Here is an 11,392-nt window from a genome sequence, read left to right as displayed (position 1 = left end):
ATAACGGCGATACCCTGCGCAGAGGCCTACGGCTTTCGTCCCCCGCTCATTCCGAAACCCAAAATGGCCGGCACCCTGCCGGCGCGGGTCACCAGCACCCAAGCCAACGACCTCTATGGCCATATCGACAAACACGGGCGCTACCGGGTCAACCTGCTGTTTGACCGGGCAAGCTGGCCCGCCGGTGAAGAGAGCCTGTGGGTGCGCCAGTCCCGTGCCTATGCGGGCGACACCTACGGCCTGCACCTGCCGCTGCTGGCGGGTACCGAGGTGGCGATAGGCTTTGAGGACGGCAACCCTGACCGGCCCTTTATTGCCGGGGTGCTGCATGACTCGTCACACCCCGACCACGTCACTATCCGCAACTACAGGCGCAACGTCCTGAGAACGCCCGCCAACAATAAACTGCGCCTCGACGACACCCGCGGGCAGGAGCATATCAAGCTCGCCACCGAGTACGGCGGCAAAAGCCAGCTCAACCTCGGGCACTTGGTGGACCGCGAGCGTCAGCCGCGCGGCGAGGGCTTTGAGCTGCGCACCGACAGTTACGGCACCCTACGCGCCGGGCGGGGGCTGTTTATCAGTGCCGATGCGCAGCCCATGGCACAGGGCAAGGTGCTGGAGATGGACGCGGTTATCAGTGAGATGAGCGGGCTGCAGGAGATAGCGCAAAAGCTCTCGGACGATGCCCAGACCGCCAAAGCTGCCCCCGCGGATATGGCAGCACAGCTTGTCCTGCTTAACCAGCGGGTGAAAGACCTGACCGCGTCCGTGCTGCTGATGCACGCCCCGCAGGGCGTGGCCCTGGCCAGCGGGGAGCACCTGCAACTTACTGCCCGCCAGAACCTTATCGCCACCGCCGGGAATAATGCGGATATCAGCGTGGCGAAAAAGCTCTTTATCGGCGTGGGTCAGGCGCTGAGCGTGTTTGTGCGCAAACTGGGTATCCGGCTTATCGCCAACCAGGGGCCGGTGGAGCTGCAGGCCCAGAACGATGAGATGGCACTGCTGGCGAAAAAAGGCCTGACGATTACCAGCACCGAGGATGAAATAAAAATCACGGCGAAAAAGCGGATAACGATTAACGGCGGGGGCAGTTATATCACCCTGGACGAAAACAGCATTGAGTCGGCCACCGCCGGGGACTATGTCATCAAAGCCGGGTATTACGGCAGGAAGGAAAAAGCATCACTAAAGCCTGAAATGCTAAGCTTCCCAGTAATTAAAGAAAAGGGTTATAATTTGAGATTTTTATTTACAGATGATGACGGTGTGCCTTACATCCATACCAGGTACATTGCGTATTTTTCAAATGAAGATAAGAAGGAGGGGTATACCGACGAAGAAGGTTATACAGAAACATTCTTTTCTGAAAAAGAAGAAGTTATAAACATTCATCTTGTTATAGATTGAAGTTAAGGGAATGCAATGGGAAAGGAAGAGCATCAAAATCAACTATCAACCGGACAAACATCTCCTGCTTCTAATGGAGGTGAAATCAATACGCAGAAAGTGGCTATAACAAAAAACAAATATATCTTAAGCGTAGGATTTGAAGTTAACCGCCCAAAGGCTTTTATAAATGACACGCAGGATCTTTCTGTAGACTATGGGCATGCATTTTTTTACACAACAGAAAACCACAAAACACGTACTTTTTTCAGTTTCGGCCCAAATTCCTTGGGGGAACCTGGTAAAATAACAAACGAGTATAATGGCAAAAGAAAAGCAACAACTAATTACCCAATCACAGAAATAGCGCAGATCTTTAGATTTAAAATTACAAAAAGTCAGCTTGAAAAAATAGAAGAGGTTTCAAAAAAATTCACTTTAAAAGTAAAAGAAGAAAAAGAGTTTTATAATGCGAGCCAAAACGATACATGTGCAGAAACTGCAAGGGACATTCTTACTGAAGCCGGCATACAAACGCCTGACGGAAGCGGCCATGTCATAGGAACCGGTTCAAAAATAGCAGATGTAATAGCTTTTGCAGAAATCGTTAATCCTTACATGTGGCATAAGGGATTTAATGAAAAGTATGCTTACCCTGTTCTTTATTATGGCCCTGGAGGCAAGGAAAACTTAAATTCATCAAAAGACAATCTCCTTATAGAAGTACAGCCTGAGTGGTATTTGAATTATGGAGATGATGATCCTTTAATGTTGACAAGTGCCCATAAAATCATTCACTCAGATTATAGAAATGAGAAAAATTAACGTATCGAAAATATTTTTTATTACAGCTTTTATTTTTTCTGCACCTATTGTAGGTTGTGAAAAAAAATTAAAAAATGATAAAGAAAAGGAGATAATCATGGATAATAGTTACCTTGCAAAGCAAAATATTCTTATCGACTCCATCCGTATAGCTATGGAGTTGGTTTCAGGAGAGAGCTCACTTGAAAAAGCACAGAATAGTGGCTTGTTTGAAAGAATTGATAGAGTAAGTCCTAAACAAAAAGGCAGACCGGAGATTATTTTGCTGAGAAATAAAAATATATTAACGATCTCTATGGATAGGGATATAGAGAAGAATGAATTATATGCTGCTAATGTTATATTAAACAAAACCGCAATCCATTCCATAATATTTAACGAATGCAATATTTTATCCTCATTAGATCTACACTACCGGGGCGTAAAAAAAAATAAGCAAAAAATACGGGGGAGACACAGAGGATGAAATCAAATATTACGCATATCACTATTCCTGGAGGAAGGATTTGAATATAGATGTAGTATTTAAGAGTGAGGTTGATTTTTTTGAAGAAGGGAACAGCTTTCCGAAGGAATTTTATTCCGTAGCTATTTCTAAGTTGGAATGGAACGACAGAGATAAAATATAGCCTTTACCATCTATTTGAAATGAATTTATTAAGCGAAAAATAAAAGAATTATCAAAAACCAGAGGATATATGCACATCAAAGAGTAGCAAAATTGGAAGAGAAATAACTGGTATATGCCAAATAAACCCAAGGAGATGGTATGGCCGTATTACACCCCCTGGAGTGCTACCTGCTGGAGCACTACTCCTCGCCTGACTATTATGCTGCCACGCGGGATGCGATTATTGCGTTTGTTGATGCCCATGAAGCGGCCTTTGCGCGCTACCAGCGGGAGCTGCCGGTACGCAGCCGCAAAGAGCCGCTGTGGAAACAGGGCGATGTGGTCTGGGGCACCCGCGTACTGCCCAATATCCGGCCCGATCGTGAGCGCTATATCAACGCCTATATTCTGCGCACCCATAATGACCCGGCAGCCTTCAATATTGGTCATACAATGAAAGAAAACTCTCGAGGGATTAGTGAATTCTGGAATGGCTGGATGACCGACGAAGAAAGGCAGTGTATTGACCAGGCTGAACGGCGGGCCGGCTATCTGGATCAGCGGTTGACATTAACGGTAAATGGAGACTGGCGAGAAGGGAATTTAACCTATCTTCAGAACCGTTTATATAAATTGGCGGATTTACCTAAACGTATTCCACGTTATGAGTTGGATCATAGTGTACGGCTGACCAAAAATGATCTGCCGCAACAGACTGGTATTTATCTGCCGGATGTGGAGGCGGCACCGGCACGGGTTTTATATGCCGGGGCAGACTTCAGCAAACCCCCGAAAGCGATGCAGGGTGTAAAGCGATATAATGAGGAGCCGGGTGAAACGGGCTGGGCATGGCGGGAAACAAGATATGCTGAAACCGGCTGGACATTAATCCGCCGCGTTGAGGGGGAATATCTTGATGTGCCGCCGGAAGGCTTTTTCCCCCAAGGCACGCCGGATGAGCTCTATAACTGGCCGACGCGGGAGAAGGCGTATATCAGCCATGAAAAAACGTATATCACCGCCTGGTCCGGCGAGCCTGCGCCCCATGCCGGGGACTGGTCCGTGTTTACCCGCCAGGGCATGCAGAATGCTGTTCTCCGTCAGGGCCAGCCGCTGCCCTATCTGACCACCTCCCCTTATCCCGAGCGGGCGCAGTGGACATTAATAAAGCGGGAGGACGGCGGCTCAGTCTTTATCAGCAACACATCGGAATAACAGAAAGCGGCCGGGCTAATGTCTGTCGGACACGTTATTCAAGGTGCTCAATCACAGTACCAAATCGACATTATAAAAAGGCATACCTCCCGGTATGCCTTTTTTGGTTTACCCCCGCCCCCTATTTCCTCAACGTGTGGATCACGTGCAGCACCTTGCCGAAGATCTCCAGTTGGTTGGGGGCCGGGTAGAGCGGCGCGTAGGCCGGGTTCATCGGCTCCAGGCAGAGGCGCGGGGTCAGGCAGAGGCGTTTAACCGTGAACTCCCCTTCAACGGCCGCGATCACGATGTCCCCGTGCGCCGGGGTTTCCGCGCGGTCGACCACCAGCAAATCGCCGCTGCTGATGCCGGCCAGCAGCATCGAATCCCCCTCGGCGCGCACAAAATAGGTGGCGCTGGGGTGGCGGATGCAGTACTCGTTCAGATCAAGTGAACGCTCAATGTAGTCCGCCGCCGGGGAGGGCACGCCCGCGCGGCAGTAGTCAGCAAACAGCGGCAACGCCAGTACCGGCAATCCCTCGTCCGGGCAGGTGAACAGTTCGGTCACAATCACATCACTTCCCTCAATGATACTGTATGTATACCCAGTATAAGATAATTTATCTTCTTGAGAAGCGATATTGATCCTTTTCTTCAACGATTTATCAGCAGGTACGCAACATTTAATCCCGGTGCAGAGTGTTCAGGGCCGTCAGCACAGCGGCGCGGCAGGCGGCGTCATCGCCCTGGCTTTGCGCTTTTTGCGCTGCGTCCAGCGACAGGTAAGCAGCAATCACCCGCTTCGCCTCATCCTGATCCAGCGTTTTACGGTCAAGGGCGTAGGAGGCATTACCGTCCTCAATCACTTTATTGAAATAGGGCAGATAATATCCGGCCGGGTGATCGCTGCCTTGCCGTTGGGCAATCACGCACATTACCGAGGAATAATAGGCGTCATTTTCTTTATGGGTTTTATCCCGGTGGGATTTGATCGCACTGCCGCCCACGGCCAATATCAGCCCGACAGTCAGAATCGCGGTTACGCTTTTTTTCATTTCAGGTTTTTCATCAGAATAAAGCGTTATGGTAAAGCGGGAACGGCGAAATCACAAAGAGAATAACCCACTGGGAGAGGGAAGGTTTAATTAGGGGCCACGGCGGGGAAATTGAACGGGCGCCGCAGCGCCCGGGGTGGTCAGAGGGCGAAATCGTCCAGTGACTTGCCGGCATCCAGCGCCAGCTTGATCGGTTTTGGGGTACGGCCCTGGCCCGTCCAGGTTTTGGTTTCGCCGTTTTCATCCACAAACTGATATTTGGCCGGGCGCGGGGTGCGCTGCTTGCGGCCCGGTTTGTTCTCTGTCAGCACCAGCAGTTCCGCCGGGTCGATGCCGTCTTCCTGCATCAGCGACAGGTACTCTTTCAGTTTGGTGGCGTGCTCTTCTTGCTGCTGTTTCTGTGAAGCCTCTTCTGCGCGACGCTCCTCAACCAGGGTCGTCAGCTTTTGCAGGATTTCCTCTAAGGTTGACAGATTAACCTCCCGCGCCTGGGTACGCAGGGTGCGGATATTGTTCAACGTCTTCAGAAAACCATTCATAATAAATCCTTCCACATTATTGCTTTATATTTATTGGTGCCGTAAAAAACCGGGATAGTATAATATCTTCCCGCAGAATAATACCCGCGCACCCAAAATCGGCGACAACAGCCGATTTATTACCCGATTCCAGCCAAATATCGGCCGCGCAGGCCAGCAGCCTTATTCCCGCATGCGCCCCTATTCACGGGGGAAATAACCCGCCACACGCCCGGCCCGTTACGGGAAATATCCGCAGGCGCGTGGCGGGTATATCCGGCAGGTCACAGCAGCAGCGCCAGCTCCATGGCCGTGCGCTGTAACAGCGGCAGCACCTTTTCCCGCAGCATCTGGGCGGAAACCTGTGACGCATTCACCCCGACGTTCATCGCCGCCACCACGCCCCCTTTGCGCGAATGCATCGGCACCGCAATCGAGCGCAGCCCAATCTCCAGTTGCTGGTCGTTAATCGCGTACCCCTGCCGCCGCACCCGCGCCAGCTGTTCACGCAGTTGCTCTGCGTTGCGCACCGTGTGCGGCGTCAGCGGTTCGAAGGTCACGCGGGAGAGGTAGGCCGCCAGCTCCGCCTCATCCAGCGCGCTCAGCAGCACCAGCCCCATCGAGGTGGCGTAGGCGGGTAACCGGCTGCCGCGCCCCAGGTCGATGGTCATGATGCGTTTTACCGTGGCGCGGGCGATGTAGAGGATGTTGTCCCCGTCGAGGGTGGCGACAGAGCAGGACTCATTAAGCTGTTTACTGAGGAACTCCAGCGAGTTCTGCGCCGCTTTCGCCAGCTCAGAACTGGAGAGGTAGGCGTGGCCGATGGTCAGTACCCGGGGCAGCAGCACATAGTGCCGCCCGTCCGGGCAGTGGACAAAGCCCAGTGCGCGCAGCGTGTAGAGGCAGCGCCGCACCGCCGCGCGCGGGATGCCGGTGCTCTGGCTTATCTGCGACACCGACAGCCGGTGGTGCAGCGGGGTGAATGCCTGCAACACCTCCAGCCCGCGCGCCAGCGAGGCCATAAAGTTCGGGTCACCTTTGTAGGTGGCGTCAGTCAGCGCGCCAATCTCCTCCAGCCGCTGCAATTCGCTGTTGCTGTCCATAAGGCTCCTTGTGGTTGTGGCCCCTGATACCCCACCCCGCCCTGTTACGGCAAGCCCAACCTGTGGGTTTTCTCTGGGCAGATCACAGTTTTAACACTCCGATAACAAACTGTCCGATAATCGCACACTGTTTTGATATTCGGTCTTGCGGCACCTGTTGGGCAGGCATAGGGTGAAAAACAGGCAGCCATTGACCAGGCAAGGAGAAGCGATGATTGATAAAAGCGTCCCTACCCCCGATGAGGCGGTAGCGGACATCCCCGACGGGGCCACCATTATGGTCGGCGGGTTCGGCCAGGCCGGGCAGCCGTTCGCGCTGCTGGAGGCGCTGACCCGCCACCGCCCGCGCGACCTGACGCTGATCAGCAACAACGCCGGTAACGGCGACCACGGGCTGGCGGCGCTGCTGAAAGCGGGCTGCGTAAGCAAGGTGATCTGCTCCTTCCCGCGCCAGTCCGACTCCTGGGTATTTGATGAGCTCTACCGCCGCGGCGAGCTGGCGCTGGAGCTGGTGCCGCAGGGGAACCTGGCGGCGCGCATCCAGGCAGGCGGCAGCGGGCTGGGCGGCATTTTCACTCCCACCGGCTACGGCACGGCCCTGGCAGAGGGAAAAGAGACACGGGAAATTGACGGCCGCCACTATGTGTTTGAGCGGCCGCTGAAAGCCGATTACGCGCTGATCCGCGCCCACCACGGCGACCGCTGGGGCAACCTGGTGTATGACAAAACCGGCCGCAACTTCGGGCCGATCATGGCGATGGCCGCCACCTGCACCCTGGCCGAAGTCACCCGGCTGGTGCCGCTGGGCGGGCTTGACCCGGAACAGGTCATTACCCCCGGCATTTTTGTGCAGCGCGTGGTGGCCACCGCCCCGGCTGAACGCCTTTCCGCCTGAGGAGCCGTCATGGACACCCTGACCCACGAACAAAAACTGACCCACGAACAGCTGGCGCGGCGCATCGCCCGGGACATCCCCGAAGGGGCTTATGTCAACCTCGGCATCGGGATGCCGACGCAGATCGCCAACTATCTGCCGCATGACAAAGAGATCTTCCTGCAAAGCGAGAACGGCATCCTCGGCATGGGGCCGGCCCCGGCAGAGGGCGAAGAGGACCCGGCGCTGATCAACGCCGGGAAACAGTATGTCACGCTGCTCACCGGCGGCTGCTATTTCCACCACGGCGACTCCTTCGCCATGATGCGCGGCGGCCACCTCGACATCTGTGTGCTGGGGGTGTACCAGGTCTCAGAACGCGGCGACCTGGCCAACTGGAGCACCGGCAAACCCGGTGCCATCCCGGCGGTGGGCGGCGCGATGGATCTGGCAATCGGCGCGCGGCAGGTGTTCGCCATGACCGAGCACCTGACCCGCCACGGCGAATGCAAAATTGTGGAACAGTGCAGCTACCCGCTGACCGGCATCGGCTGCGTCAGCCGTATTTACAGCGATCTGGCGGTGATGGATGTCACGCCGCAGGGGCTGGTGGTCACGGAGATTTTCGGCGGCCTGACGCCGGAGCAGTTACAGGAGGTGACGCCGGTTCGCCTCACCTTCAACCTGACGCAAAACGGGGCCCATGATGAACGCCGCTTATCTGTGTGACGGGGTACGCACCCCTTTTGGCCGCCTGAATGGCGGGCTGGCCGCCGTGCGCGCCGACGATCTGGCCGCGCTGCCGATTCAGGCGCTGATGCAGCGTAACCCGCAGGTGGACTGGGGCCAGCTTGAGGACGTGCTGCTGGGCTGCGCCAACCAGGCGGGGGAGGATAACCGCAACGTGGCACGGATGGCGCTGCTGCTGGCCGGGCTGCCTGTGTCGGTGCCGGGCAGCACCATTAACCGGCTGTGCGGCTCCAGCCTCGACGCCGTGGCGATGGCGGCACGCGCCATCAAAACCGGCGAGGGCAATCTGCTGCTGGCCGGGGGCGTGGAGAGCATGTCCCGTGCGCCCTTTGTGATGGGCAAGGCGGAGAGCGCCTTCAGCCGCGCCATGCGGCTGGAGGACACCACTATGGGCTGGCGCTTCATCAACCCGAAAATGGAAGCGCTGTACGGCGTGGCGTCGATGCCGCACACCGCGGAGAACGTCGCGGCGCGGTTCGGCATCAGCCGCGAGGATCAGGATGCCTTCGCGTTGCGCAGCCAGCAGCGTGCGGCAGCGGCGCAGGAGAGCGGCGTGTTTGCCCGTGAGCTGATGCCGGTGACCCTTCCGCAAAAACGCGGCGACCCGCTGCGGGTTGAGCAGGATGAGCACCCGCGTGCCACCTCGCGCGAGGCACTGGCGAAACTGAAACCGGTGGTGAATGCCCAGGGCACTGTCACCGCCGGCAACGCCTCCGGTTTGAATGACGGTGCCTGCGCCCTGCTGCTGGCCAGCGAACAGGGCGCACAGCGCAACGGCCTGACGCCGCTGGCGCGGGTTGTCGCCAGCGCCGTTACCGGGCTGGAGCCGGACATCATGGGCGTCGGCCCGATTTCAGCGGTGCGTAAAGTGTTGCGCATCGCTGGGCTGACCCTGGATCAGATGGACGTGATCGAGCTGAATGAGGCGTTTGCCGCGCAGGCGCTGGCGGTGACCCGCGAACTGGGGCTGCCGGATGACGCCCCGCACGTTAACCCGCACGGCGGGGCGATTGCGCTCGGCCACCCGCTCGGCGCTTCCGGCGCGCGGCTGGTGATGACCGCCGCCTATGAACTGCAACGCACCCGCGGCCGCTATGCCCTGTGCACCATGTGCATCGGCGTGGGCCAGGGCATCGCGCTGATCCTTGAACGGGTCTGAGGAGAAGAGATGGAGATCGATTACCGCCTCGACGGGCCGGAACAGGCCCCGCTGCTGGTGCTGTCCAATTCGCTCGGCACCACCTACAGCCTGTGGCAGCCGCAGATGGCGGCGCTGACCGCCCATTTCCGCGTGTTGCGCTATAACCAGCGCGGCCACGGCGCAACGCCGCTGCCCGCAGAGCCGCTGACGCTGGCGCAACTGGGCGACGATGTGATCGCCCTGCTGAATCACGTGGGCGTGGAGCGGGCTTACTTCTGCGGCATCTCAATGGGCGGGCTGACCGGGATGTGGCTGAACCGCTATGCGCCGTCGCGCTTCCACGCCTTTGCCGTCGCCAATACGGCGGCGCGCATCGGCAGCCGTGAGGGGTGGCAGGCCAGGGCTGAGACCGTGCGCACGCAGGGGCTGAAGCCGGTGGCCGAAGCCTCGCCCGCCCGCTGGTTCAGCGCGGCCTTTATCCAGCGCCACCCGGATCAGGTCAACGCGCTGGCGTCCGCCCTGGCCGCGGCAGACGCGGAAGGCTACGCCGCCTGCTGCGGGGCGCTGGCCGCGGCTGACCTGCGCAGTGCACTGCCCGCGATGGTGCGCCCGATGCTGGTACTGGCCGGGCAGGATGACCCGGTCACCACCGTGCAGGACGCCACAGAGATCGTGCGCCACGCGCCGGACGCGGAACTGCACATTCTGCCCGCCTCACACCTCAGCAACATTGCCGTGCCGGAGGCGTTTACCGCCCGCCTGCTGCACTTTTTACAGCGACAAGGAGCCGCCGATGAGTATTCAAATCGCACGTATTGAGAGCTGGCTGGTGGATATCCCCACCATCCGCCCGCACAAACTGTCGATGGCAACGATGGGCTGCCAGACCCTGACCATCGTGAAAATGACCGACAGCGACGGTGCCGTCGGCTGGGGCGAAGCCACCACCATCGGCGGCCTGAGTTACGGCCCGGAAAGCCCGGAGGGCATCAAATCCGCCATTGATACCTACCTCGCCCCGGCGCTGTGCGGCAAACGCTTTGATGGCCCCGCCTCACTGGCGGCGGCGATGAACCTGCCGGTCAAGGGCAACAGCTTTGCCAAATCTGCGCTGGAGACCGCCCTGCTCGATCTCCAGGGCAAGCGCCTCGGCGTGCCGGTCAGCACCCTGCTCGGCGGGGCGCTCGCCCCGTCGCTGCCGGTACTCTGGACGCTCGCCAGCGGCGACACGGCGCGCGATATCGACGAGGGCAAACGGCTGCTGGCTGAGGGCCGCCATCAGGCGTTTAAGCTGAAGATCGGGGCGAAAAGCCTGGCTGAGGATCTGCGCCACACCCAGGCAATCAAAGAGGGGCTGGGTGAGGGCGTCAGCATCCGGGTGGACGTCAATCAGGCGTGGGATGCGGTGACAGCGGTGCGCGGCATGGCCGCCTTGCAGGCGATCGGCATCGACCTGGTGGAGCAGCCGGTGGCGCTGTGGGACCGCGCGGCGCTGGTCAGCCTCAGCCAACGCTTTGTGTTGCCGGTGCTGGCGGATGAGGCGGTGGCGGACGCCCACGACGGCTACGCGCTGGCGGCCGCCGGGTTTACCGGGGCCTATGCGCTGAAGATCGCCAAAGCGGGCGGCCCGGCGCAGGCGCTGAAGCTGGCCCATGTGGCGCAGGCGGCGGGCATCGCGCTCTACGGCGGCACCATGCTGGAAGGCACGCTCGGCACCGTCGCCTCGCTGCACGCCTGGTCTACCCTGCCGCTCGGCTGGGGCACCGAGATGTTCGGCCCGCTGTTACTCAAAGATGACATTATCGCCGACCCGCCGCGATTCCAGGGCGGCCAGGTCACCCTGCCGCAAGGCCCGGGATTAGGCATTACGCTGGACGACGATAAATTCCGTTTCTACCAGCGCAAATAGATCTTACACAGGAGTCACCGC

13 protein-coding genes are annotated in these 11,392 nt (G+C 58.0%); 9 read left to right on the top strand and 4 right to left on the bottom strand.

The window, feature by feature from the left end:
• From CYR32_RS07480 to CYR32_RS07470, 4 genes are all read left to right on the top strand, one after another.
• Nucleotides 1-1,413: DUF2345 domain-containing protein (locus CYR32_RS07480; protein ID WP_146000676.1), on the top strand; the 1,413-nt coding region annotated here is incomplete at its 5' end.
• A gap of 15 nt (nucleotides 1,414-1,428) precedes the next feature.
• Complete coding sequence (locus tag CYR32_RS21370; protein WP_146000675.1) at nucleotides 1,429-2,217, top strand: hypothetical protein; 789 nt, start codon at nucleotides 1,429-1,431, stop codon at nucleotides 2,215-2,217.
• On the top strand, nucleotides 2,204-2,683 hold the full coding sequence (locus tag CYR32_RS07475; RefSeq protein WP_165698197.1) for a hypothetical protein: 480 nt from the start codon (nucleotides 2,204-2,206) through the stop codon (nucleotides 2,681-2,683). Before CYR32_RS21370 ends, CYR32_RS07475 begins: the two co-directional genes overlap by 14 nt.
• 303 nt (nucleotides 2,684-2,986) lie before the next feature.
• Complete coding sequence (locus CYR32_RS07470; RefSeq protein ID WP_101823764.1) at nucleotides 2,987-4,042, top strand: type VI secretion protein ImpA; 1,056 nt, start codon at nucleotides 2,987-2,989, stop codon at nucleotides 4,040-4,042.
• A 121-nt stretch (nucleotides 4,043-4,163) separates the two neighbouring features.
• Here the strand turns inward: CYR32_RS07470 and umuD are convergent, their stop codons facing one another.
• From umuD to CYR32_RS07450, 4 genes are all read right to left on the bottom strand, one after another.
• Entirely contained in the window at nucleotides 4,164-4,592 is a 429-nt protein-coding gene (gene umuD / locus CYR32_RS07465) for a translesion error-prone DNA polymerase V autoproteolytic subunit (protein WP_101823778.1), read from the bottom strand.
• 112 nt (nucleotides 4,593-4,704) lie between these two features.
• Nucleotides 4,705-5,076: a hypothetical protein gene (locus CYR32_RS07460; protein ID WP_101823763.1), complete on the bottom strand. Its 372-nt coding sequence runs from the start codon at nucleotides 5,074-5,076 to the stop codon at nucleotides 4,705-4,707.
• 140 nt (nucleotides 5,077-5,216) lie between these two features.
• Nucleotides 5,217-5,615 (bottom strand): H-NS family histone-like protein, encoded by a 399-nt coding sequence (locus CYR32_RS07455; protein ID WP_101823762.1) that lies wholly within the window; start codon nucleotides 5,613-5,615, stop codon nucleotides 5,217-5,219.
• A gap of 263 nt (nucleotides 5,616-5,878) precedes the next feature.
• The gene (locus CYR32_RS07450) at nucleotides 5,879-6,697 is read right to left on the bottom strand and encodes an IclR family transcriptional regulator domain-containing protein (protein WP_101823761.1); all 819 of its coding nucleotides are present in this window, start codon (nucleotides 6,695-6,697) and stop codon (nucleotides 5,879-5,881) included.
• A 211-nt stretch (nucleotides 6,698-6,908) separates the two neighbouring features.
• Between CYR32_RS07450 and CYR32_RS07445 the strand changes: the two genes are divergently transcribed.
• The 5 genes from CYR32_RS07445 to CYR32_RS07425 are packed head-to-tail and all read left to right on the top strand — an operon-like array spanning nucleotide 6,909 to nucleotide 11,371.
• On the top strand, nucleotides 6,909-7,592 hold the full coding sequence (locus tag CYR32_RS07445) for a 3-oxoacid CoA-transferase subunit A (RefSeq protein ID WP_101823760.1): 684 nt from the start codon (nucleotides 6,909-6,911) through the stop codon (nucleotides 7,590-7,592).
• Nucleotides 7,593-7,601: 9 nt separating this feature from the next.
• Nucleotides 7,602-8,300 (top strand): 3-oxoacid CoA-transferase subunit B, encoded by a 699-nt coding sequence (locus tag CYR32_RS07440; protein WP_101823759.1) that lies wholly within the window; start codon nucleotides 7,602-7,604, stop codon nucleotides 8,298-8,300.
• Nucleotides 8,278-9,480, top strand: a complete 1,203-nt coding sequence (pcaF, locus tag CYR32_RS07435; protein ID WP_101823758.1) for a 3-oxoadipyl-CoA thiolase — start codon at nucleotides 8,278-8,280, stop codon at nucleotides 9,478-9,480. The genes CYR32_RS07440 and pcaF overlap by 23 nt, the downstream gene beginning before the upstream one ends.
• Before the next feature lie 9 nt (nucleotides 9,481-9,489).
• Nucleotides 9,490-10,281, top strand: a complete 792-nt coding sequence (gene pcaD / locus CYR32_RS07430) for a 3-oxoadipate enol-lactonase (protein ID WP_101823757.1) — start codon at nucleotides 9,490-9,492, stop codon at nucleotides 10,279-10,281.
• On the top strand, nucleotides 10,256-11,371 hold the full coding sequence (locus CYR32_RS07425; RefSeq protein ID WP_101823756.1) for a muconate cycloisomerase family protein: 1,116 nt from the start codon (nucleotides 10,256-10,258) through the stop codon (nucleotides 11,369-11,371). Before pcaD ends, CYR32_RS07425 begins: the two co-directional genes overlap by 26 nt.
• The last annotated feature ends 21 nt before the right edge of the window (nucleotides 11,372-11,392 follow it).

It is taken from the genome of Chimaeribacter coloradensis (assembly GCF_002858715.1).
Classification (GTDB): domain Bacteria; phylum Pseudomonadota; class Gammaproteobacteria; order Enterobacterales; family Enterobacteriaceae; genus Chimaeribacter; species Chimaeribacter coloradensis.
Note: the sequence above shows the minus strand (reverse complement) of the source record. Positions and strands in the feature narration are given on the sequence as shown.

Coding starts and splice junctions, on each gene's coding strand:
- CYR32_RS21370 (WP_146000675.1), top strand. CDS start 1,429: ATGGGAAAGGAAGAGCATCAAAATCAACTATCAACCGGACAAACATCT.
- CYR32_RS07425 (WP_101823756.1), top strand. CDS start 10,256: ATGAGTATTCAAATCGCACGTATTGAGAGCTGGCTGGTGGATATCCCC.
- CYR32_RS07455 (WP_101823762.1), bottom strand. CDS start 5,615: ATGAATGGTTTTCTGAAGACGTTGAACAATATCCGCACCCTGCGTACC.
- CYR32_RS07440 (WP_101823759.1), top strand. CDS start 7,602: ATGGACACCCTGACCCACGAACAAAAACTGACCCACGAACAGCTGGCG.
- pcaD (WP_101823757.1), top strand. CDS start 9,490: ATGGAGATCGATTACCGCCTCGACGGGCCGGAACAGGCCCCGCTGCTG.
- CYR32_RS07475 (WP_165698197.1), top strand. CDS start 2,204: ATGAGAAAAATTAACGTATCGAAAATATTTTTTATTACAGCTTTTATT.
- CYR32_RS07470 (WP_101823764.1), top strand. CDS start 2,987: ATGGCCGTATTACACCCCCTGGAGTGCTACCTGCTGGAGCACTACTCC.
- CYR32_RS07445 (WP_101823760.1), top strand. CDS start 6,909: ATGATTGATAAAAGCGTCCCTACCCCCGATGAGGCGGTAGCGGACATC.
- CYR32_RS07460 (WP_101823763.1), bottom strand. CDS start 5,076: ATGAAAAAAAGCGTAACCGCGATTCTGACTGTCGGGCTGATATTGGCC.
- CYR32_RS07450 (WP_101823761.1), bottom strand. CDS start 6,697: ATGGACAGCAACAGCGAATTGCAGCGGCTGGAGGAGATTGGCGCGCTG.
- pcaF (WP_101823758.1), top strand. CDS start 8,278: ATGAACGCCGCTTATCTGTGTGACGGGGTACGCACCCCTTTTGGCCGC.